Annotated in this window: 20 protein-coding genes; 4 read left to right on the top strand and 16 right to left on the bottom strand. The window is 72.4% G+C overall.

Annotation, left to right across the window (positions count from 1 at the left end; translation table 11 throughout):
• Nucleotides 1–10: 10 nt before the first annotated feature.
• The 4 genes from DEJ31_RS05355 to DEJ31_RS05340 form a co-directional block, all read right to left on the bottom strand.
• Nucleotides 11–2,371, bottom strand: a complete 2,361-nt coding sequence (locus tag DEJ31_RS05355; RefSeq protein WP_111121383.1) for a hypothetical protein — start codon at nucleotides 2,369–2,371, stop codon at nucleotides 11–13.
• 121 nt (nucleotides 2,372–2,492) lie between these two features.
• Nucleotides 2,493–3,881 (bottom strand): L-serine ammonia-lyase, encoded by a 1,389-nt coding sequence (locus tag DEJ31_RS05350; RefSeq protein ID WP_110903611.1) that lies wholly within the window; start codon nucleotides 3,879–3,881, stop codon nucleotides 2,493–2,495.
• Nucleotides 3,882–3,949: 68 nt separating this feature from the next.
• On the bottom strand, nucleotides 3,950–4,144 hold the full coding sequence (locus tag DEJ31_RS05345; RefSeq protein ID WP_111043552.1) for a PspC domain-containing protein: 195 nt from the start codon (nucleotides 4,142–4,144) through the stop codon (nucleotides 3,950–3,952).
• Nucleotides 4,145–4,267: 123 nt separating this feature from the next.
• Nucleotides 4,268–5,206, bottom strand: a complete 939-nt coding sequence (locus tag DEJ31_RS05340; protein ID WP_111043553.1) for an NADP-dependent oxidoreductase — start codon at nucleotides 5,204–5,206, stop codon at nucleotides 4,268–4,270.
• A gap of 99 nt (nucleotides 5,207–5,305) precedes the next feature.
• Between DEJ31_RS05340 and DEJ31_RS05335 the strand changes: the two genes are divergently transcribed.
• Nucleotides 5,306–6,124: a shikimate 5-dehydrogenase gene (locus tag DEJ31_RS05335; RefSeq protein ID WP_110903700.1), complete on the top strand. Its 819-nt coding sequence runs from the start codon at nucleotides 5,306–5,308 to the stop codon at nucleotides 6,122–6,124.
• Nucleotides 6,125–6,236: 112 nt separating this feature from the next.
• Here DEJ31_RS05335 and DEJ31_RS05330 read toward each other — a convergent pair whose 3' ends face one another.
• From DEJ31_RS05330 to DEJ31_RS05290, 9 genes are all read right to left on the bottom strand, one after another.
• Nucleotides 6,237–6,680 carry an SRPBCC family protein gene (locus DEJ31_RS05330; RefSeq protein WP_110903608.1) on the bottom strand — a complete coding sequence of 148 codons (444 nt, stop codon included), beginning with the start codon at nucleotides 6,678–6,680 and terminating at the stop codon, nucleotides 6,237–6,239.
• 1 nt (nucleotide 6,681) lies between these two features.
• Nucleotides 6,682–8,127 carry an NAD(P)/FAD-dependent oxidoreductase gene (locus DEJ31_RS05325; protein ID WP_111043554.1) on the bottom strand — a complete coding sequence of 482 codons (1,446 nt, stop codon included), beginning with the start codon at nucleotides 8,125–8,127 and terminating at the stop codon, nucleotides 6,682–6,684.
• 66 nt (nucleotides 8,128–8,193) lie between these two features.
• A complete protein-coding gene (locus tag DEJ31_RS05320; RefSeq protein WP_111043555.1) occupies nucleotides 8,194–8,862 on the bottom strand; it encodes a hypothetical protein in 669 nt (222 codons plus the stop codon).
• Between the two features lie 172 nt (nucleotides 8,863–9,034).
• Nucleotides 9,035–10,060 carry a glycine betaine ABC transporter substrate-binding protein gene (locus DEJ31_RS05315; protein WP_111043556.1) on the bottom strand — a complete coding sequence of 342 codons (1,026 nt, stop codon included), beginning with the start codon at nucleotides 10,058–10,060 and terminating at the stop codon, nucleotides 9,035–9,037.
• Entirely contained in the window at nucleotides 10,057–10,824 is a 768-nt protein-coding gene (locus DEJ31_RS05310) for an ABC transporter permease (RefSeq protein ID WP_110903604.1), read from the bottom strand. Before DEJ31_RS05310 ends, DEJ31_RS05315 begins: the two co-directional genes overlap by 4 nt.
• On the bottom strand, nucleotides 10,821–12,146 hold the full coding sequence (locus tag DEJ31_RS05305; RefSeq protein ID WP_110903603.1) for an ABC transporter ATP-binding protein: 1,326 nt from the start codon (nucleotides 12,144–12,146) through the stop codon (nucleotides 10,821–10,823). Before DEJ31_RS05305 ends, DEJ31_RS05310 begins: the two co-directional genes overlap by 4 nt.
• On the bottom strand, nucleotides 12,133–12,780 hold the full coding sequence (locus tag DEJ31_RS05300) for an ABC transporter permease (RefSeq protein ID WP_111121382.1): 648 nt from the start codon (nucleotides 12,778–12,780) through the stop codon (nucleotides 12,133–12,135). Before DEJ31_RS05300 ends, DEJ31_RS05305 begins: the two co-directional genes overlap by 14 nt.
• Before the next feature lie 191 nt (nucleotides 12,781–12,971).
• The gene (locus DEJ31_RS05295; protein WP_111121381.1) at nucleotides 12,972–13,607 is read right to left on the bottom strand and encodes a hypothetical protein; all 636 of its coding nucleotides are present in this window, start codon (nucleotides 13,605–13,607) and stop codon (nucleotides 12,972–12,974) included.
• A gap of 111 nt (nucleotides 13,608–13,718) precedes the next feature.
• Entirely contained in the window at nucleotides 13,719–14,609 is an 891-nt protein-coding gene (locus DEJ31_RS05290; protein ID WP_111121380.1) for an aminoglycoside phosphotransferase family protein, read from the bottom strand.
• Between the two features lie 51 nt (nucleotides 14,610–14,660).
• Here DEJ31_RS05290 and DEJ31_RS05285 point away from each other — a divergent pair, with 51 nt between their 5' ends.
• The gene (locus tag DEJ31_RS05285) at nucleotides 14,661–15,092 is read left to right on the top strand and encodes a hypothetical protein (protein ID WP_146236719.1); all 432 of its coding nucleotides are present in this window, start codon (nucleotides 14,661–14,663) and stop codon (nucleotides 15,090–15,092) included.
• 28 nt (nucleotides 15,093–15,120) lie between these two features.
• On the opposite strand, the gene DEJ31_RS05280 is transcribed toward DEJ31_RS05285, so the two are convergent.
• Genes DEJ31_RS05280 through DEJ31_RS05270 form a run of 3 tightly spaced genes read right to left on the bottom strand, consistent with a single transcriptional unit; the run spans nucleotide 15,121 to nucleotide 18,145 of the window.
• On the bottom strand, nucleotides 15,121–16,281 hold the full coding sequence (locus tag DEJ31_RS05280) for a PP2C family protein-serine/threonine phosphatase (protein WP_111121379.1): 1,161 nt from the start codon (nucleotides 16,279–16,281) through the stop codon (nucleotides 15,121–15,123).
• Nucleotides 16,278–17,030 (bottom strand): ThuA domain-containing protein, encoded by a 753-nt coding sequence (locus DEJ31_RS05275; RefSeq protein WP_111121378.1) that lies wholly within the window; start codon nucleotides 17,028–17,030, stop codon nucleotides 16,278–16,280. The genes DEJ31_RS05280 and DEJ31_RS05275 overlap by 4 nt, the downstream gene beginning before the upstream one ends.
• On the bottom strand, nucleotides 17,027–18,145 hold the full coding sequence (locus DEJ31_RS05270) for a Gfo/Idh/MocA family protein (RefSeq protein ID WP_111121533.1): 1,119 nt from the start codon (nucleotides 18,143–18,145) through the stop codon (nucleotides 17,027–17,029). The genes DEJ31_RS05275 and DEJ31_RS05270 overlap by 4 nt, the downstream gene beginning before the upstream one ends.
• Before the next feature lie 153 nt (nucleotides 18,146–18,298).
• Between DEJ31_RS05270 and DEJ31_RS05265 the strand changes: the two genes are divergently transcribed.
• Entirely contained in the window at nucleotides 18,299–19,738 is a 1,440-nt protein-coding gene (locus DEJ31_RS05265; RefSeq protein WP_111121377.1) for a DUF4832 domain-containing protein, read from the top strand.
• Nucleotides 19,739–19,878: 140 nt separating this feature from the next.
• Nucleotides 19,879–20,337 carry a DUF3817 domain-containing protein gene (locus tag DEJ31_RS05260; protein WP_111121532.1) on the top strand — a complete coding sequence of 153 codons (459 nt, stop codon included), beginning with the start codon at nucleotides 19,879–19,881 and terminating at the stop codon, nucleotides 20,335–20,337.
• Nucleotides 20,338–20,605: the final 268 nt, after the last annotated feature.

Below are 20,605 nucleotides of genomic sequence, written 5' to 3'. Positions count from 1 at the left end.
TGGCCGGGGGTCACCCCCGGGTGTGGCTCGCCCAGATCGCCGACGAGCCCTTCCGGAGCACGACGTTCCCGTCCGACTGCATCCGGAGCGTGACGCCGGCTCCACCCTTCCGGCCCGTGCCGGTCGACCAGCGTGTCGCCCCGAGGGGCCCCGCGAGCACGAGGTCGCCGTTCGGCAGGAGCAGCAGGGACGACCCCGCACCACCGCCGGTCTTCTGGAAGAGGCGCGTGCTGCCGGAACTCGCGACGAGGAGCCCGTTCGACCGGACGCCGAAGCGCCGCGTCCCGCTCGCGTCCCGGATCGACTGCCCGGCGACGAGGGTGGCGCCGGGCACGAGCTGGTCGGTGCCCGGTGCGCCGTTGTGCCAGAGGAGCTTCCCGTCGCGGGCGGTCAGTCGCACGTCGCCGGCGTCGTCGACGGTCAGGCGGGCGCCGCCGGAGGTGGTCCGGGCCGACGTCGACCAGAGGACCGCACCGGACGGGGCGACGACGGCGAGTCGACCGGTCGCGTCGAGTCGGAGCCCGGCGCCCGCGGCCGTTCCGCTGCTCCGCCACAGCCGTCGACCGTTGCCCCACTCGACGAGCGAGCCGTCGCCCTGCAGGTCGAGCCAGTACTGCCCGTACGGTGAGTGGATCGACGTCCCGGCGGGCACGGTCCGGCTCCCGGAGGCGATCGAGGTCGCGGTCGCCCCGGCTGCGGCGGCGGTCGTGGTCGGCGCCGTGCAGTCCGAGGCCTTCGGGAGCACGCGCCCCAGGGCCGACCAGTTCGGCGATCCGAGTCCGGTCGCCGCGTCCCAGCCGCGGGCTGCCCGCGCCGTGCCGTTGCCGCCGGTGACGACGTCGCGGAACGCGGCCGGGTTCCGGTAGAGCGCCTGGTGGACGTCACCGACGCCGGCGGCGCACCCGCGGGCGGTCAACGCGACCGCGAGCTGGCCGGCGAGCACCGGGGACGCCAGGCTGGTCCCGCCCCCGAGCACGAACCCGTGCGCGGTCGACAGGTACACCCCGAGCCCCTTCGCCGGGTCGGCGAGTGCGGCGACGTCGGGCAGCAGGCGCTTCGTTCCGCTGATGCCCGTCCCGGTCTGCCACGCGGGCTTGGCGTAGGCGCTCGAGGTCCCGCCCCCGCCGCCGCCCAGGGAGTTCGACCAGCCCGCCTCGGTCCAGGCGGTCCCCGTCTTCGTCCCCGTCTTCGTGAGCGAGGTACCGCCGACGCCGACGACCGCGGGCGAGGACGCCGGGTACGACACGTCGCGGATGGTCGTCGTCGGTCCGGTCGGGCAGCGCGCGCCGTCGTCTCCGGTGGCGGCGAAGACGGTGGCACCGGCAGCGACGATGCGCGCCAGGGCGGCGTCGAGTGCGGCCCGGGCCGCCGCGGGGGTCTGCGTCTCGCAACTGCCCCAGGAGATGCTCACCGCGGTGATGCCGGCGGTCCGCACCTCGTCCGCGATCCGGCTGTACGCGTCGTAGCTGCCCCGGAACGAGTTCTCCGTCACGTACACGCGCTGCCGGGCTCCCGGGGCGACGGCGAGCAGGGCCTGCTGGTCGAGGGCGACCTCGGTCTCACCCTGGGAACCGTCGCCGACGTGTGGGTCCGCTCCCGCGACCGCGATCTGGTCGAGCGCCGGCAGTGGACGCCCCGTCGCTGCGGCGGAGGCGCTGAGGTCGTTGCGGTCCCACCCGGAGAACTGCACGGTGGCGATCGTCGCGCCGGCCCCCGCCGTGGCCGAGCCCGAGGACCGGTACGCGCCGGCGAGGTCGGCGGGCGCGTACCCGGCGGGGACGGCCGCATGGGCGAGCGCCGGGCGGGCATCGAGCCCGAGCACCGAGACGACGGACCCGCCGAAGGACTGCGGCAGCGCCGGCTCCGCGGTCGGGTGCATGCCGTCACCGGTACCGACCAGGCCCACGTCGAACAGGGCCTCGGCCTGGGCAGCGGTGCCGTGCGCCTCGACCTCCCACGTGTCCGAGTCGGTCACGGTGAAGCCGGCGCCGGTCAGGACCGATCGTGCGCGCGACCGGGCGTCGTCGACGGGGGCCACGGCCTCCACGGCGTCCGCGCGCTGGGCGGCGCTGTCCCCGGTGGTCGCCACGGGCAGGGCGGCGAGCGCGGCCGGGTCGACCGGCCGGAGCACCAGCGTCAGGTCGACGGGGGTGTCACCCGGGGTCGCGCCGACCGTGGGGTCGGTGGGTGCGGGGACGCCACCGGCGGCCGGCACAGCGGTCGCTGGCGCAGCGGTCGCTGGCGCAGCGGTCGCTGGGGCGGCGGTCGCGCTGGCTGCGGTCGATGCCTGCGCCGGCAGGCCCGTGCCGGTCACGGCGAGTGCCGCGACCACGGCGGACACGGCGAGGAGGGTCGGGGTGCGGCGTGACATCGGCGATCGCTTCCGGAGATCCGAGACGACGACCGTCCCTGGCCGCCGGTCCGGCAGGTTCCGGACGGTGCACGCTACCCCGCCGCTCGACCCCCGCCGCAGCCCCAGTTCCGGGGCCGGGTCAGCAGAGCGGGACGTTCACCGCGAGACCGCCCATCGCGGTCTCCTTGTACTTGTGCGACATGTCCGCGCCGGTCTGGCGCATGGTCTCGACGACCTGGTCGAGCGAGACGTGGTGCACGCCGTCGCCACGGAGCGCCATCCGGGCGGCGTTGACGGCCTTGTTCGCCGCGATCGCGTTCCGCTCGATGCACGGGATCTGCACCAGGCCACCGACCGGGTCGCACGTCAGTCCGAGGTTGTGCTCCATCGCGATCTCGGCCGCGTTCTCGACCTGCTCGGGCGTCCCGCCGAGCAGTTCGGCGAGTCCCGCGGCGGCCATCGAGGCGGCCGAGCCGACCTCGCCCTGGCATCCGACCTCCGCACCGGAGATGGACGCCCGCTCCTTGTAGATCGAGCCGACGGCGCCCGCGGTCAGCAGGAAGCGGACGATCGCGTCGTCCCGTCGGTCGGGCGTGATCGTCGGCACGTAGGTGAGCGCGTAGAAGAGGACCGCGGGGATGATCCCGGCTGCGCCGTTCGTCGGGGCGGTGACGACACGGCCTCCGGAGGCGTTCTCCTCGTTCACGGCCATGGCGGTGAGGTTCGTCCACTCCATCGCGAAGAGCGGGTCGTGACCGGGGTCGTCACGGGTCAGCTGCTCGAACCAGTCGGCGGCTCGGCGCCGGACCTCCAGCCCGCCCGGCAGGGTACCGGTGCGACGGACGCTGCGGTCGACGCAGTCCTCCATCACGGCGTGGATGCGGAGGAGCCGGTCGCGCACCTCGGCCTCGGGGCGGGTCGCCGTCTCGTTGGCGAGGGCGACGCCGCTGACCGGGAGGCCCGTGGTCGCGCAGGCCGCCAACAGCTCGGCTCCGCTGGAGAACGGATGGGGCACCGCGTCGGTCTCGACCGGGATCGCGGTGCCGGCGACGTCCTCGCCCGGCTCCTCGTCGCCGTCGCGGGCGATGAACCCGCCGCCGATCGAGTAGTAGGTCTCCACGGCGGTCTCGGTGCCGGTGGCGTCGAAGGACCGCAGGCGCATGGCGTTCGGGTGCCGGGGCAGCATGGTCAGCGGGTGCAGGACGATGTCCGCCAGCCGGAACGCGACCGTCGGGCCGCCCGCCAGCGTCAGGAGACCGCTGGACTCGAGGCCCTCGAGCGCGGCGGTCATGACGTCGGGGTCGATGTCCTCCGGCCGGTGTCCCATCAGGCCGATCGCGACGGCGCCGAGCGTCCCGTGCCCGTGCCCGGTCGAGGCGAGTGAGCCGTAGAGGTCGACCCGGATGCTCGTGACCGGCAGTCCGACGACACGTCCGGCGAAGTCGACGCCCGCGCGCATCGGGCCCACGGTGTGGGAGCTCGAGGGCCCCACACCGATGCTGAACAGATCGAAGACGGAGACCGGCACGCCGACACCCTACGCCGTCCGGACGGGACGGCTGTGCGTGGTGCCGACGACCGGCGCCGGGGGCGACCTCAGCGGCGCTGACCCTGCACCGGCATGATGATCCAGAGCACGACGTAGGCGATCCAGAGCGGACCGGGGAACAGGCTGAGGACGACCCAGAGGACGCGGACGCCGGTGCGGGACCAACCGAAGCGGTCCGCGATGCCGGCGCAGACACCGGCGAGCAGTCGGCCGGCACGGGGGCGGTGCAGTGTGTTCGTCATGTCCTCGACGCTACGGGTCCACGCCGCGCGACGGCATGGGGCAGCCTCCCTTCCCGGGGTGGGGACAACCCCACCAGCGCGGGACGGGCCTCCCGGCCTGGGGCTGCTCTCGGATGACCAGTCCTACGGGAGCAGGACGATCTTGCCGCGGGTGTGGCGCTCCTCGAGCTGGGCGTAGGCGTCCTGCACCGCGTCGAGCGGGAAGGTGGCGGCGATCGGGACCTCGACCGAACCATCCGCCACCATGTTCGCCAGTGCCGACAGGATCTCGGGGTCGGCAGTGTCGGCGCTGCCGGACGCCTTGGCGCCGACCTCGGCCGCGGCCGCGAAGGCGATCGTCGTCTCGATCCGGTCGGTGGGCACGCCGAGGGTGATGCCGAGATGCACGTACTCGGCGCCGAACGTGTCGATGACGGCGTCGATGCCGTTCGTGGCGAGCTCGCGGATCCGGTCCTCGAGCCCGTTGCCGTACGCGACCGGACGGGCGTTCTTGGACCGCAGCCAGTCGTGGTTCGACTCGGAGGCGATCGCGATGACGTCGACGCCCTCGTTGGTCAGCAGCTGCGTGACGAACGAGCCGACGCCGCCGGCGGCACCGGACACGACGACGGTCTCGCCGGCTCGCGGGTCGACGGCGCGGACGGCGGCGGCAGCGGTGGTCGCGGCGACGTCCAGGCCACCGGCGGCCTCCCACGAGAGCAGACGGGGCTTCGGGACGAGCTGCCCGGCGGGGACGGAGACGTACTCCGCCTGGCTCGAGCGCTCCCACGACCAGCCGAGGACCTCGTCGCCCTCCTCGAACCCGTCGACGTCGAGGCCGATCGCGGCGACCGTTCCGGCGAGGTCGGTGCCCTGGCCGGAGGGCAGCTTCTCGGGGTCGTGGTCGTCGACGAGGCCCTGGCGGATCGCGGACTCGCCGGGGTTGACGCCGGCGGCGCGGACCTTCACCAGCACGCGGCCGGGAGCGACCTCGGGAACGGGGACCTCGGCGACGTGCAGGACGGAACGGTCGCCCCACTCCTCGAAGCGGACGGCGCGCATGGTGTCAGGGAGAGCAGTCATCCCCGGTCACGGTACGCCAGGGCGGCGACGGACGCCGCACTCCTCGCGGACGGATGTGTGATGGACCGCTCCATCATTGCCACGTGGGACACTGACGACATGCCCATCCTCCACAAGGACATGCAGCTCTGCATCTCACTCGCCGCCCGTCCGAGCAACATCGGCACCCGGTTCCACAACTTCCTCTACGACGAACTCGGGCTGGACTACGTCTACAAGGCGTTCACCACGACGGACCTGCCCGGGGCGGTCGCGGGCATCCGGGCGCTCGGTATCCGCGGGTGCTCGGTGTCGATGCCGTTCAAGGAGGACGTGATCCCCCTCGTCGACGAACTCGAGGAGTCCGCGGCCGCGATCCGCTCCGTCAACACGATCGTCAACGACGCCGGGGTCCTCACCGCGTCGAACACCGACTACGAGGCCGTCGCCGCACTGCTCGACTCGCACGGGGTCGACCGTGACGCCCGCGTGCTCCTACGGGGCTCCGGCGGCATGGCGAAGGCGGTCACGGCGGCCTTCCGCGGTGCCGGGTTCGAGCACCTCACCGTCGTCGCCCGCAACGAGGCGACCGGCAGCGCCCTGGCCGACCAGTACGGGTACACGTGGGTCGGCGCCGAGGAGCAGGCCGGGGACGCCGACGTGCTCGTCAACGTCACCCCGCTCGGCATGCGTGGCGACCAGGAGGCCGCGCTGTCGTTCGCGCCGGACCGCATCGCCGCCGCGGGCACCGTCTTCGACGTGGTCGCGTTCCCCTCCGAGACCCCGCTCGTCCGGGCCGGCCGCGACGCCGGTGCGCACGTCATCACGGGCGCGGAGGTCATCGCCCTGCAGGCGGCACGCCAGTTCGAGCGGTACACGGGCGTCGCCCTGACCGCCGACCAGGTCGCACGCGCGAGCGCGTTCTCCCGCGAGGAGTAGGCGGGCGCCGGTGGCTGCGAGACGCCGCCGAGTGCGCACGACGCCGCCGACTCAGGCGGCGTCTCGCACAGACCGTGGCGTCTCGCGTCGATGGGGGCGTCTCGCGGAGGGCTCAGTGGCTGCGCGCGCGACCGGCTGCGACCCAGCCGAGGCGGCGTGCCGTCTCGTGGTTGCGGACCCAGATGCCGGGCTGTGCGAGGAAGCCGGGAACGAGCGTCCCCGGGCCCTTCACGGGGTTCTCCCGCAGGGTGACCCGGCAGCCGCGGGGGTGGGGTTCGACCTCGACCTCGACGCGGGCCTCCCCCACCGGCCACCCGCGCGCCTGGATCACCATGCGTCGGGGCTCGTCGTACTCCAGGACACTCGTCGTGTCGTTGATCACGAGCGGCCACACCCCGAACGAGTGGTGCAGCTTCGTGCCGACCGCGGGCCAGCCGGGGTCCTCGCCGCGCATCCGGGACGCGCCGACCACCCACGTGGGGTAGAGCCAGCCGTCGCGGAGGACGTCGAAGACCTCCTCGGGCGTGCAGTGGATGATCCGGACGTTCTTCGCCATGTCAGCTCCTCGGTGCCAGGTCGACGTCCACCGGCAACCCGTAGGTGTGTCGGAGGGCGCTCTTCGCCGCGTGCCAGCCTGCCATGCCGTGCACCCCGGGACCGGGAGCCGCGGACTGCGACGCCAGGTACATGCCGCCGCCCATCCGCCACGGGTCACTCGAGAGCACGGGCCGCTTCACCAGCTGCCAGAAGCTCGCGGCACCGGCGGCGATGTCCCCGCCGGAGTAGTTCGGGTTGTACTGCTCCATGTCCTCGGCGGTCCGGCTGTTCGTCGCGACGATGGTGTCGCGGAAGCCCGGGGCGAACCGTTCGATCTGACGGATGACGGACTCCTGGTGGTCGACCGTCGAGCCGGCGGGAACGTGGGCGTACGCCCAGAAGACGTGTCCGCCCGCGGGGGCCCGGCTCGGGTCGACGACGGTCGGCTCGGAGCCCAGGACGTAGGGGCGGTCGGGGTCCTGACCGCGGGCGACCTGCGCCTCGGCCTCGGCGATCTCGGCCCGGGTGCCGCCGATGTGCACGGTGCCGGCGCGGTGGAGCTCGGGGTTCGTCCACGGCACCGGCTCGGACAGCGCGAAGTCGACCTTGGCCGCCGCGTTGCCGAACCGGAAGTGCCGCAGGGCGCCGCGCTTCGGTGCGGGCAGCTGGTTGCCGGCGATCCGGAGCATGGACGGGACGCTCGTGTCGAAGAACACCGCCTTGGCCGGGGTGAGGTCGCCGAGGGAGTGGACCTCCCGCCCGGTCTCGATCGTGCCGCCGTGTGCGACCAGGTCGGCGGCGAGCGCGTCGACGATCGCCTGGCTGCCGCCGATCGGCACCGGCCAACCGCGAGCGTGCGCGTACACGCCGAGCGACAGCGCTGCGGCCGCGGTGGCGAGCGAGGGCATGTGCTGGATGGAGTGCGCCGCGACACCGCTGATCATGGCCGGAGCGACGTCGTCGCGGAAGCGTGCGTTCCACGCGCGGGTCCCCTGCTCGAGCGCACGGAGCCCGAAGCGGGCCACGGTCACCGGGTGTCGTGGCACGTGCAGGAGGGCGTCCGTGGCGAAGTCGGAGACCTCGTCGGCGTGCGACACCAGTGGGGCCATCAGCTGCCGGTAGGCACGGCCGTCGACTCCGAGCGCGTCGGCGGTGCGGTCGAGGTCCTGGTACGCGATGCCGGCACGGCCGCCGTCGAGCGGGTGACCGTACTGCACCTCGGGCAGCCGGAGCTCGATGCGCCGTTCCATCCCGAACGCCCGGAAGAACTCGGACTGCAGTGCCATCGGGTGCACCGCGGAGCAGACGTCGTGCAGGTAGCCGGGCAGCGTGAGCTCCTTGGTCCGGGCCCCGCCGCCGATCGTGTCGTTCCGCTCGACGACCTCGACACTGAGGCCGGCCCGAGCGAGGGTGACCGCTGCGGCCAGCCCGTTCGGTCCGGCTCCGACGACCACCGCATCAACCATGCGGGCGAGCCTACGGAGCGACGGCTGGACACGGGTCGAGGCCCGCGTCCGGCACCGTGCGCCCGGTCAACTCGTGGTGGTGTCCGCCTCGGCCGGGTCGGTGCCGTCATCCGGTCCGTCGGTGTCCGGCTCGTCCGCGCCGACCGCGGTGCCGGATCCGACCGGGTGCTCGGCGACCAGGGTCGCGAAGTCCTCGTCGAGGAGCTGCTGCAGCCGTTCGTCGCGCCCGACCTCGTAGTCGTCGGCGGGCCGCTGGGCCCAGCCGAGACGGCCGACGACGGTCGTGCCGATGTCGTCCCATGCGCGGGCACGGGCGGCGAGGACGATGCCGTCGACGAAGTGCTGGTCGTCCCGGCGGGCGTCGAGGCGCGCGGCGAGTTCCTCGTACGTCGCCTCGCGGGTGCGGAGCTTGAGGTCGTCGCCGCGCCGGTAGTCGTGCTGGTGCTGCGAGCGCCCGCCCTGCTTGCTCGACCGGACCCGGATCTCCCGCATCCGTTCGGCGTCGCCACGCTGCTCCTCGGCCATCCGGTGCAGTTCCTGACGCGCGGCGTCGGCGATCAGGGCATGGTCGAAGTACCCCTGGTCGCGCAAGGCGTTGGTGATGATGCGGTTCGCCACGGCGACGATCACCGCTGCCCGGGCGATGAGGAACCCCTCGTCCACCGCGCGCTTCAGCTCGACCTGGCTGACGGGCCGATCGCGCACGTCGGGCTTGCGTCGTCCGAACAGTGCCATGCGTCGACGATACCGGCGACCGGGTCCCGGCGGGCGGCGGAACGGACGGTCGGGAGGCGCGGTGCCAGCTGACACCTGGGCCCACGTCGGTCGGTTCCGGACTGACGCGCCAGCGGCAGGCCGGCCGTGACCGGTGGGGAGCCTCCCGCCCTGACATCGTCACGTCGCGACCTCAGGGCTTCGTGATGAAGCCCTCCTTCACCATCCACTCGAACGCCACGTCCGCCGGCTCGCGTCCCTCGACGTCCACCTGCCGGTTGAGTTCCTGCAGCACCGCGTCGGTGAGCTTCGGCGAGATCTGGTCGTAGATGCCCTCGAGCTGCGGGTACTCCTGGAGCGCCGAGCTCGACAGCACCGGCGCGACGTTGTACGCGGGGAAGAACCCGCGGTCGTCCTGCAGGACCGTCAGCCCGAGTGACTTGATGCGGCCGTCGGTGGTGAACACCTCGCCGAAGTTGCACGTGCCGCGGTCGGTCGCCGTGTAGACGGTGCCCGTGTCGAGGATGTCGACGTTCTTCTTCGCGATGGCGTTGTCGCCCGAACCGCCGAGGTCCAGTCCGTACTTCTCGAGCATCGGCTTGAAGCCGTCCGCGCGGGAGTTGAACTCGGACTCGACGCAGAACGTGCGCTCGTCGGCGGGCAGGTCGGCGATCTGCGAGAGCTTCGTGATGCCGTCGAGGTCCTTCACCGCCTCGTCACGCACCGCGAATGCGTACGTGTTGTTCATCGGCGCCGGGGGGAGCCAGGTCAGCCCGTTGCCGGCGTCCTCGTCCTTGACCGCCTGCCACTGCTCGGTCTTGTCCGGGATGCCCTTCTTGTGCCCCATGAAGGTCAGCCACGCGGTACCGGTGTACTCGTACGTCAGGTCGGCGTCGTGCGAGGTCATCAGCTGCCGGACGGCCACCGAACCGGGCACGTTCGTCTCGTCCGTGACGTCGAAACCGGCGGCGGAGGCGGCGAGGACCGCGATCTTGCCGAGGACGAGCTGCTCGGTGAAGTTCTTCGACGTGACGGTGAGCGCCGCGCCCTCCGGCAGGTCGTCGATGTGCTTGATCGTGCCGGGCGCTGCGGCCGGCACGAACGACGCCGCCGGCTGCAGACCGCATCCGGCCAGGAGGCTCGTGGTCACGCCCGCCAGTGCGGCGGCGGCGAGCAGACGGCGGGCTCGGCGGCCCGGGGTGCGCGTGCGGCGGGTCATCGGAGTCCCTTCGGTCGGGCGAACGTCTCGACGATGCGGCCGAGCCAGTCGATGGAGAGGGCGAGGAGCGCGATGAGGAGCGCCCCGGAGACGAGGACCTTCGGCAGGAACAGGTTCACGCCGGTGGTGATGAGCAGTCCGAGGCCGCCCGCACCGATGAAGGTCGCGAGGGCGGCCGACCCGACCAGGAGCACGAGCGCGGTGCGGATGCCCGCGAGCATGACGGGGACGGCGAGCGGCAGTTCGACCTTGAGCAGGACGGCGGCGGCGCTCATGCCCATGCCCCGACCGGCCTCGACGAGCCGGGCGTCGACGCTCTCGATGCCGATGATCGTGTTCCGGAGCACCGGCAGGATCGCGTAGAGCACGAGGGCGACCACCGCGGCCCAGAACGTGAACCCGAGCCAGAACGCGAGGAGCACGATCAGGCCGACTGCAGGTGCGGCCTGGCCGAAGTTGGCGACCGCCAGGATCGCTCCGCTCGCCTTCCGCAGGGGCCCGCGGGTGAGCGCGATGCCGAGCGGGATGGCGACGACGAGCACGATGACGGTCGACATGAGGGTGAGCATGAGGTGCTGCCGGGCGAGGTCGAGCAGCCCGGACGGGTTCAGGGTCGTGCGCTCGGTGGGGGTCAGGTCCGCGGTGGCGAGCCAGACGGCGAACGCGCCGAGGACGACGAGGATCACGACCGGTTGGATGACCAGTCCTCGCCAGCTGGTCCGCTCCCCGGTCGCCGGGGATGCGGTGACGACGACGTCGCTCACCGGTCGTCCCGACCGTCGGAGTGCGCAGCGTCGGTGGCGAGCGAGTCGTCGGCGGAGCCGGCCGGCTCGTCATCGAGGTCGACGACGGGCGTGCTCGGCATCCCCTCGATCGGGTTCGTGTTCGTCCCGACGGGCGTGTAGGCCTGCTCCTCGGCGGCAGCGGCACGGGTTCGGGTGATGGCGTCCATCACCGTCTCGACCGTGATGACGCCCCGGAACGCGTCCCGACGACCGGTCACCAGCGCTGCACCGGCACTCGAGACGAGCATGGTGTCGAGCGCGTCGTTGAGGGTGGACGCCTCGGACACGACGGGCAGACCGGCCTCGATGCCCTCCGGGATCCGGTCGAGACGCTCGAGCTGGCGGCGCGACGGCCACCCGATCGGCCGCTGACGCCGGTCGACGACGACGGCGTGCCCGTGACCGCCGGCCTCGCGCATGCGCTGGAGCACGGCCTCCGTCTGCTCGCCCGGGGAGCAGGTGACGGCGTCGGCCAGTCCGACCTCGCGGACGCGGGTCAGGGTCAACTGCTTGAGGCCGGCACCCGAGCCGATGAAGTTCTCCACGAACTCGTTCGCGGGTTCGGCGAGGATCCGCTCCGGGGAGTCGTACTGCACGATGTGCGCGCCCTCGGAGAACACCACGATCCAGTCGCCGAGCTTCACGGCCTCGTCGAAGTCGTGGGTGACGATCACGATCGTCTTGTGGAGCTCCGCCTGGATGCGGATCAGTTCGTCCTGCAGGCGCTGCCGTGTGATCGGGTCGACTGCACCGAACGGCTCGTCCATGAGCAGGACGGGCGGGTCCGCGGCGAGGGCGCGGGCGACCCCGACACGCTGCTGCTGTCCGCCGGAGAGCTCACGGGGGTAGCGGTCGCGGTAGGTGTCCGGGTCGAGCGAGACGAGGTCGAGGAGTTCGTCGACCCGGGCGGCGATCTTGTCCTTCGACCAGCCGAGCATCTTCGGCACGACCGCGATGTTCGCCGCGACCGTCATGTGCGGGAAGAGTCCGCCGGCCTGGATGACGTAGCCCATCCGGCGACGCAGTTCGTCGCCGTCGATCTTGGTCACGTCGTCGTCGCCGACCACGATGCGACCCTCGGTCGGCTCGATGAGCCGGTTGATCATCTTCAGCGTGGTGGTCTTGCCGCAGCCCGAAGGGCCGACGAGCATGACGATCTTGCCGGCCGGGATCTCGAGGGTGATGCCGTCGACGGCGGGCTTCGCCTGGCCCGGGTACCGCTTCGTCACCTTGTCGAGCAGGATGCTCCGGCCGGTGACGTCGGTGTCGGGCGCGGTGGTCGGGGACTCAGTGCTGGACACGGATACCTCTCGAGGTGGTCAGACGGCCGAGGCCGAGGAGCAGGAGGTCGAGGACCAGGGCGAGCAACACGACGCCCACGGTCCCGACGATCACGGAATTGAGGGAGTTCGCGCCACCGAGGCGGGACAACCCGGAGAAGATGAAGCTGCCGAGTCCCGGGCCGAGTGCGTACGCGGCGACCGCGGCGACGCCCATGACCATCTGCGCGGAGACCCGCACGCCGGTGAGGATGATCGGCCACGCCATCGGCAGTTCGACCTGCACCAGGGTGCGGAAGCGGCTCATGCCGATGCCGCGCGCCGACTCGACGACGGCCGGTGGGATCTCGTTGAGCCCGACGACCGCGTTGCGGAGGATCGGCAGGGCGGCGAAGAAGGTCACCGTGACGACGGACGGCACGACGCCGAACCCGAGCGGCACGAGCAGCAGACCGATGACCGCGAAGGACGGCAGCGTCAGGCCGACCGTGGAGACCTCGTTCGCGGCGGAACGCAGGCCGGGTATTCGGTAGACGAGCGCCGCGAGGACCACGGCGATGATGGTCGCGAGCACGACGCACTGGACGACCAGCGAGAAGTGCTGCCAGGACGAGAACCAGATCTGGTCCCATCGCTCGGCGATGTACTGGAACACCGGTTCTGCACTCCCTCGGGTCGACGGTCCGGCCCACGGATCGGGGAACGGACGGCCTCCAAGCTACGCAGATGCTCAGCCCCGGCGGGGTCCCCATCGCGAGAACGACGGTTCCACTCAGCAACCATTGTCCCGATAAACCCTGGTCAGCGGCACAGCACCGAGCTGATCCTGGGAGGTGTGTAACGATCTCAACCGACGACGGGTACTGCCCCCGAGTGTGCACGGAGCGCGGATGCTCGTCCTGCGACCCGGTCGGACTCCTGCAGGGCGACCCGCTCGGCCGCGAGCAGAAGCCCGGAGACCTGCTCGGCGGTGCGCCCGGCGCTGTCGTTCCAGCGGGTGAGGTCACGCACGCGGCCCATCCGGATGTCCGGCGCGGGACACCAGGTCACCGGCGACCCCTCGGCCGCGGCGAGGGCATGCCAGACGAGGTCCAGGGAGCGCTGCACCGGCTGCGAGTGCACGGCGTGCGGCCCACCCGCGGCGTCGACGACGGCTCCGACCAGGCACGCGCCGACGAGGGGACGGCCGGCCACCTCCGTCGCGGCGGCACTCGACGCGGTCCGGGTCCGCCCCCGGTCGTCGACGTAGGCGAACCACGCGTGCTGGATCCACCCGCGGTCGACGACCGCGCGGGCGTCCGACAGCACGCGCTGCAGGTCGGACAGCTCGACGAGGTCGGCATCGAGCCGACGCAGCTGCGCAGCGGTGCGTCGGGCGGCGAGGTGGTCGAGGACCCGACGGACCCGGCCCCGCGGCGCGGTCCGGGACGAGGGGGAGGCGTCGGTGGCGACGTCGTGCTGGACGCGGAACTCGAGGGTCATGAGGCCCCTCCCGATCTTCACGTGCACGGATTGGTGTGGGGAGACGGTAACCCCGTGGTCGCGCTCGCGGTAGCCCCCGTCTCGATGACGTGCGCGAACCGGAGCAGGTCGTCAGTCGTCGAGGACGGCGTCGATCGCGCGTCGCGCCACCGCGTGGGACACCGACTCGTCACCGACGGCGAGCGCCGACGCGATCGACACGGCCCAGCCCCGGGCCCGCCCCCAGGAGTGCTCGTCCAGGCTGGCGTCCTGGGCGGTGACCTGGGTGCGGAAGGCGGACCGGGCCTCCCGGTCGAGCGTCAACCAGGCGGTCGCGAGGTCGACGGCGGAGTCCCCCGCCGTCACGTCACCGAAGTCGACGACCGCGGACAGGTGGTCGCCCCGCGGGCCGGTCTCGACGAGCAGGTTGAACGGGTGCAGATCACCGTGCACCCAGACGGGAGGCCCGGCAGCCACCGGCAGGTCGGCCGCCGTCCGCCAGGCGGTCGCCAGCTCCTGGGCGCGCGGGACCGGTCCGGACCCGAGTCGTTCCAGGACGGCGTCCGTCCGGGTGCGGAGCGGGACGGCCCGGACCGCGTTCAGCGGGGCGTCGTCCGGGGCCGGCACGTGCAGGGCGGAGACGAAGTCGGCGAGCGCCTCCCCGACCCCCGGCCCGCCGGCGTCGCTGCCGAGCGTCCTGCCCGGGAACCAGGGCACGACGCTCCAGGCCCACTGGTAGCCGAGGGCGGGGCGACCAGTGCGGAGCGGCACCGGGACGGGCACCACGGCACCGACCAGGCGGGCGAGCTCCGGCAGCCAGCGCTGTTCGTGCTCGACGAGCACCGCGGCGGCGGCGCGTCGGGGCATGCGGACGGCCAGATCGGTGCCGAGGCGGACGACCACGTTGTCCCAGCCCGAGGCGACGACGGCGAGCGGACGGTCGGCGAGGTCCGGGTGCTGGTCGACGAGCAGCGCGCGAACGAGGGCGGTGTCGACCTCGACCTCCGCTGCTGGTGTGGGCACCTCGCGATGCTAGCCGGGCGGTCGTCCGGGTTCGTGTCGTACCGTTCCGGCATGCATGGATGGCGCACGCCCGCACGGTGGGCCAGGACCGGGCGGTGGCTGCTCGTGCCGATCGCCGTGCTCGACTGGTTCTCGCTCGTGCCGCAGCCCGTGTTCGTCGCGGCCTTCGCGCTCGCCGTCGTCGGGCTGGTGGGCATGGGGGCGGCGCTCGTCGTCCGGATGCTCGGCGGCCGTCGGGGCACGATGGCCGCCCTCGGGGTCGTGCTGCTCCTCGGCGGGCTGGCGATGTTCGGGCTCGACCCGTTCCCGGGCTCGGTGCCGTTCCTCGACCCGTGGTGGCCGGACATCGTCACGCAGCCGCAGCACGTCGCCAGTGCGTACTGGCAGCTCGCGGCGCTCGGCGTCGTGCTGACCGGGTTCGGGATGCTCGCGACCCTGCTCGTGGCGGCGTTCGCGGGGAAGCCCGGCGCGCAGACGCGCTGAGCAGCCGGTCCCGAGCCGGCTGACGACCTCAGTGCCGGGTGACGACGACGAGGGTCAGGTCGGTCGCCGGGTCGCCCTCCGGCAGCAGCGTGCGGACGTGCTCGACCGCCGCCGTGCCGTCCGGCTGCGCGGCGACGAGGGCCGCGATCGCCTCGGGCCCCTCGACGCCGGGCACGGTCGACCACGCGTCGGAAGCCAGCACGAGCCGGTCGCCGGCTGCCAGCTCGACCGACAGCGTCGACCGGGCGCCGGGGGTCGATGCGGTACCGAGCCCGACGGGCAGCTCGGTGGACCGCACCGGACGGACGCTGCCGTCGGCGCTGACGACCACCGCGGTGCCGAGCCCGGCGTCCACCAGGTCGACGCGCCCCGTCGTCGGGTCGAGCCGTGCGTGCACCAGCTCGGCGACCGCGTCGGCGACCCGGAGGTCGGGGGCGACCTGGGCCTCCAGTCCGGCGACCGCCTCGGCGATCGGGAGGCCGGTCCGCGCGGCCAGTGCCCCACGGACGTCGGCCGCGAGGAGCGACGAGACGCGTCCGGCGACCACCGCGCCGACCGTCAGGTGCAGGGCGCCGTCGGGGGCGACCCGCCAGTCGGTGAGCCCGCCACCGCCGTCCGGGCGTTGGACGGCGAGCGTCGCGACGTCGTGGCCGGGGACCGACAGCGGGTCCGGCACCAGCGCCGCGCGCACCCTGGTGAGTCGGTCGCGCTCGAGCGCGTACCCGAGTTCGCGTTCGGCCCAGCGCGCCAGGTCGCGCAGCAGGGCGAGGTCCGTCGCCGAGAAGGCGCGCGGCTGCGCGTCCATGATGCAGAGCGTGCCCACTCGGGTGCCGTCGAGCATCGAGAGCGGCGCGCCGGCGTAGAAGCGGATGCCGTGCTCGGCGACGGCCGCGGTGTGCGCGAACCGCGGGTCGAGCGTCGTGTCCGGGATCACCAGCGGCTCCGGCGTGAGCACGGTCGTCGCGCAGAACTGCTCGTTCGCCGGCACGCTCGTGCCCTGGTTCCACCCGAAGGTCGACTGCGTGGTGACGAGGTCGTGGTGCACGAGGTTGAGGAACGTCAGCGGTACCCCGAACGCGTCGTGCGTCATCCGGGTTATCCGGTCGAAGCGTTCCTCCGGGCCTGCACCGAGGACGTCGAGCGCCTCGATCAGGGCCGTGCGGCGGTCGACCTCCTGCGGTGTGCTCACCCCTCCTGTCTACGCGACGAGTCGCCCAGGAACCAGTCCCTCGGGTGGGGGTCGGCGGTGAGCTGCCGGCGTGGACCGGTCGGCGCGGCCCACTCGGCGGCGTTCGCCAGGACCCGCTGGATGTCGGGGTGGTGGTACACCGGGTACTCCTGGTCGCCGGGCGAGAAGTAGAACACCCTGCCCAGCCCGCGACGGTAGGCGACGCCCGAGCGGAACACCTCACCGCCGGCGAACGTCGACAGGAAGACCTCTTCGTCCGGGCGCGGGATGTCGAAGTACTCGCCGTACATCTCCTGGCGGTCGATGACGATCGGGTGCGGGACCCCGGCGGCGATCGGGTGCTCGGGTGCGATCGTCCAGACCAGCTCACGCTCCCCGTCGTTGCGCCACTTCAGCGAGCAGGTCGTGCCCATCAGCCGGGTGAACGGCTTCGAGTAGTGGCCGGAGTGCAGCACCACCAGGCCCATGCCGGCGTGCACGTGCCGGACGACGCGGTCCACGACCTCGTCGGCGACCTCGTCGTGGGCGATGTGGCCCCACCAGAAGAGGACGTCGGTGGCGGCCAGGCGCTCCTCGGTCAGGCCGTGCTCCGGCTCCTGCAGCGTGGCGGTCGTGACGGTGTGGGCGGAGGGGAGTCGCGCCTCCAGGCCGGCGGCGACGACGGTGTGGATGCCGTCGGGGTAGTGCTCGCGGACGGTCTCGTCACCGCGGGTCTCGTGGACGTTCTCGTTCCAGACGACGATGTTCATGCGACGACCTCCACTTCGTGGCCGGCCTGCGCCGACGCGTAGACGGCGTCGACGACCCGCGTGCGGTGCAACGCGAACTCGCCGTGGTGGCCCTCGTGCGTGCCGGACCGGATGGTGGCGAGGAACTCCTCGATGACGCGCTGGTGGTGGCCGGCCGGGACGTGCACGGCGGGACGGGTGACCGCGGGGACGCCGTCGATGTCGGAGTACAGCTCGACCGTGCCCTCGGTGGCGTAGTTCCGGACGAACAGCCGGGCACCGCCGGTCGAGCCGAGGAGCTCGACCTCGATGTCCTCGTCGTCCTTCGAGTAGGACGCCCACGAGGCCTGCAGCTGCAGGCTCGAGCCGTCCTCGAAGCGGAGCAGGGCGTTCGCGAAGTCCTCGACGTCGAACGGGCGGCCGGTCGCACCGGAGACGGGTCCGCCGCCGGTGCTGCCACCGCGTCCGGCGGTACCGAGCTCGTTGTACGCGACGGCGCTGACGGCCACGACGCGCGGCTCGCCCATCAGGTGCATCGCGATGTCGAGGACGTGCGAACCGAGGTCGATGAGCGGACCGCCACCGGCTGCGTCCTTGTTCGTGAACCACGACGTGATGCCGGGGATGCCGGCGCGTCGTCGCCAGCTCGCCCGGGCGTGGTAGACGTGCCCGAGCGGGCTGTCCTGCCCGTCGACGGGGCGGACGTGGTCGGCCAGGAACTGCACGTCGGCGCGGCGGCGGTGGTTGTAGGCGACCTCGAGCACGCGGTCGTTCGCCACGGCGGCGTCGACCATCGCCTGCGCCTCGGCGCCCGTGGTCGCGAGGGGCTTCTCGCAGAAGACGTGCTTGCCGCTCTCGAGCGCGGCGATGGCGATCGGGGCGTGCAGGGAGTTCGGCACGCCGATCGACACGATGTCCAGGTCGTCGCGGGCGACCAGGTCCTGCCAGTCCGGGTACGTGTCCGGCACCTGGCGGGTCTCGGCGAGCTCGTGGAGCCGGCCGGTCTCCTTGCCCGCGAGCGCCACCACCTCGGTGCCGGGGAGTGCGGTGTAGGCGTCGAGATGCGTCGTCCCGGCGAACCCGAGCCCGACCACCCCCACGCGCAGCGTCTTCGATGCGTCCGTCGTCTGCGACATGTCGACCACGCTACCCAAGATCAGATCGAATCGATACGAGGAACTGGTGCTGGTGTTTTCTGATCGGTTGACCTACCTTCAGATCACATTCGCGCAGGTGCCGGCACCAGGGGGTGTCGATCCGCACCCGCGCCGAGGACAGGGGCTCGTCCGATGCAGCACCGCACCATCACCACCGCCGCACTCGCGGCCGTGATCGCACTCGCCGTGCCGACCAACGCGTGGGCGTCGTCGTCACACAGCGACCGTCACCCGACACCGACCAGCTCCACCGTGACCTACACGGCGAGCGATGCCGTCATCCCGAACCCCCAGCGCGGGTTCGACCACACCACCGAGACGCACTACCGCGCCGACGGTACCGGTTACACCCCGCTGGACGCCGCCACGCTCGAGGGCTACCGGGCCGACGGCGTCACCCAGATCGTCCGCGTGTTCTACATGGAGGCGTTCGTCGACCAGCGGCGCCTCAGCCCGGCCTGGCTGAAGCTGGTGCAGCACGACTACGACACCGCCCGCGCCGCCGGCGTCAGCGTGATCACCCGCTTCGCGTACGTCCAGGGCGGCAACTGGCCGTACTCGGCGCCGTACGGCGACGCCGACCTGCCGACCGTGCTCGCACACATCAAGCAGCTCACGCCGACCCTCCGCCGGAACGCCGACGTCATCCCGACGCTGCAGGAGGGCTTCATCGGCCTCTGGGGCGAGGGCTACTACACGGACCACTTCGCCAGCGACCCGGCCAACCCGGGCGTGCTGACCGACGCCGACGAGGACGCCCGACGCCAGGTCGTCAAGGCCGAGCTGGCTGCGCTGCCGTCCAGCCGCTCGATCCAGGTGCGCACCATGCAGATGAAGCAGGACGCACTCCGCACGACGTCGGGCACCGCCGGCGCACTCACGCCGCAGCAGGCGCACAACGGCTCTCCCGCCTCCCGGATCGGCCACCACAACGACTGCTTCCTCGCCTCGCCCGACGACTTCGGCACCTTCCTGACCGACCCGCTGTCGCTCGACCAGGACTACCTCGCCGCCGACTCCCGGTACGTCCCGGTCGGTGGTGAGACCTGCGCCGTGAACGCACCGCGGTCCGAGTACCCGTCCGCCTCGGCCGAGATGGCGAAGTACCACTACAGCTACCTGAACCTGGACTACAACAAGGACGTCCTGTCGACCTGGGGCCAGGCCGGCATGACCGACGCCGCGAAGAAGCTCGGCTACCGGTTCACGATGACCTCGAGCACCGTGACCTCCGGCAAGCACGCCGCGGTCTCGGTGTCGGTGCGCAACGACGGCTGGGCAGCGCCGTACAACCACCGTCCGGTGCAGCTCGTGCTGACCAACGGTCACCGGCACGTCACCGTGCCCGTCCGTGCCGACGCGTCGTCGTGGCAGCCCGGCACCACCGCGACCGTCACCGCGTCGCTCGCCGAGGTGCCGTCCGGCAAGTGGCAGGTCGCGCTCGCGATGCCCGCCGCCGAGCGCTCGGTCGCACGTGACCCGGCCTTCGCGATCCAGACTGCGAACGTCGGCACCTGGGACGCCGCCGCCGGTGTGAACCAGCTCGGGCAGGTGGTGACCGTCCGACGCTGACGCGGACTGCCGAACGACACAGACAGGACGCCCCGGGCTCTGCGGTCCGGGGCGTCCTGTTGTGGTTGGTCCGGGGCGTCCTGCTGTCGTTCCGCGCTCGTCCACGCGACTTCCACCCGGCCTCCGTCACGATGGAGGCCATGACCCCTCGATCCCTGTTCCGCGGCCTCGCGATCGCCGAACTCGTGACCTGGACGATGCTCCTGGTGGGCATGCTGTTGAAGTACGGCCTGGGTGCCGGTGACTGGCCGGTCCGGGTCGGAGGCGGGGTGCACGGCTTCGTGTTCCTGGCGTACCTGGTCGTCACGACGGTCGTCGCGGTGAACCAGCGGTGGTCGTTCGGCGCCACGGTGCTCGGGTGGGTGAGCGCGATCGTGCCGTACACGACGCTGCCGTTCGAGGTCGGAGTCGCCCGCCGCGGCATGCTCGACGGCGGCTGGCGTCGGCGCGTGGCAGCCGGGGAACGTCCCGGTCCGCTCGACCGGCTGCTCTTCGTGGTCGTGCGGCGCCCGGTGCTCTCGGCGCTGGTCGGTGTCGTGCTCGTCGCCGCCGTGTTCGGCGTGCTGCTGGCCCTCGGCCCGCCGGTCCCGTCCCGCTGAGTCGCCGCGCCGCAGCCGGGTCTGGGACGCGAAAGCGACAGATGTGGGCGGGAGAACCGGCGCGAACTGTCGCTTTCGCGTCTGGGACCGGCCCCGCGGTACGCCGCCGTGCGCGCAGGCAGGGCGCGCACGACGGACGGGAGGCCCGGTGCCAGCTGTGAACTGGTCCCCGGATCTTGGACTGCTTAGTTGGTTCGAGATCCGGGGATGGTTCTGTTGGGTGGTAACGCGTCATCGTTGACTGGTGCGCAGCGCACTGCTGCGGTGG

The sequence above is a fragment of the Curtobacterium sp. MCPF17_031 genome, assembly GCF_003234035.1.
Classification (GTDB): domain Bacteria; phylum Actinomycetota; class Actinomycetes; order Actinomycetales; family Microbacteriaceae; genus Curtobacterium.
The sequence above is the reverse complement of the archived record's forward strand: the minus strand, read 5'-3'. Positions and strand labels throughout refer to the sequence as shown.

Excerpts from the sequence above, each read along its gene's own strand:
- DEJ31_RS05355 (WP_111121383.1), bottom strand. The coding sequence starts at position 2,371 with ATGTCACGCCGCACCCCGACCCTCCTCGCCGTGTCCGCCGTGGTCGCG.
- DEJ31_RS05345 (WP_111043552.1), bottom strand. The coding sequence starts at position 4,144 with ATGACGAACACACTGCACCGCCCCCGTGCCGGCCGACTGCTCGCCGGT.
- DEJ31_RS05340 (WP_111043553.1), bottom strand. The coding sequence starts at position 5,206 with ATGACTGCTCTCCCTGACACCATGCGCGCCGTCCGCTTCGAGGAGTGG.
- DEJ31_RS05335 (WP_110903700.1), top strand. The coding sequence starts at position 5,306 with ATGCCCATCCTCCACAAGGACATGCAGCTCTGCATCTCACTCGCCGCC.
- DEJ31_RS05330 (WP_110903608.1), bottom strand. The coding sequence starts at position 6,680 with ATGGCGAAGAACGTCCGGATCATCCACTGCACGCCCGAGGAGGTCTTC.
- DEJ31_RS05325 (WP_111043554.1), bottom strand. The coding sequence starts at position 8,127 with ATGGTTGATGCGGTGGTCGTCGGAGCCGGACCGAACGGGCTGGCCGCA.
- DEJ31_RS05320 (WP_111043555.1), bottom strand. The coding sequence starts at position 8,862 with ATGGCACTGTTCGGACGACGCAAGCCCGACGTGCGCGATCGGCCCGTC.
- DEJ31_RS05315 (WP_111043556.1), bottom strand. The coding sequence starts at position 10,060 with ATGACCCGCCGCACGCGCACCCCGGGCCGCCGAGCCCGCCGTCTGCTC.
- DEJ31_RS05295 (WP_111121381.1), bottom strand. The coding sequence starts at position 13,607 with ATGACCCTCGAGTTCCGCGTCCAGCACGACGTCGCCACCGACGCCTCC.
- DEJ31_RS05285 (WP_146236719.1), top strand. The coding sequence starts at position 14,661 with ATGCATGGATGGCGCACGCCCGCACGGTGGGCCAGGACCGGGCGGTGG.
- DEJ31_RS05275 (WP_111121378.1), bottom strand. The coding sequence starts at position 17,030 with ATGAACATCGTCGTCTGGAACGAGAACGTCCACGAGACCCGCGGTGAC.
- DEJ31_RS05270 (WP_111121533.1), bottom strand. The coding sequence starts at position 18,145 with ATGTCGCAGACGACGGACGCATCGAAGACGCTGCGCGTGGGGGTGGTC.
- DEJ31_RS05265 (WP_111121377.1), top strand. The coding sequence starts at position 18,299 with ATGCAGCACCGCACCATCACCACCGCCGCACTCGCGGCCGTGATCGCA.
- DEJ31_RS05260 (WP_111121532.1), top strand. The coding sequence starts at position 19,879 with ATGACCCCTCGATCCCTGTTCCGCGGCCTCGCGATCGCCGAACTCGTG.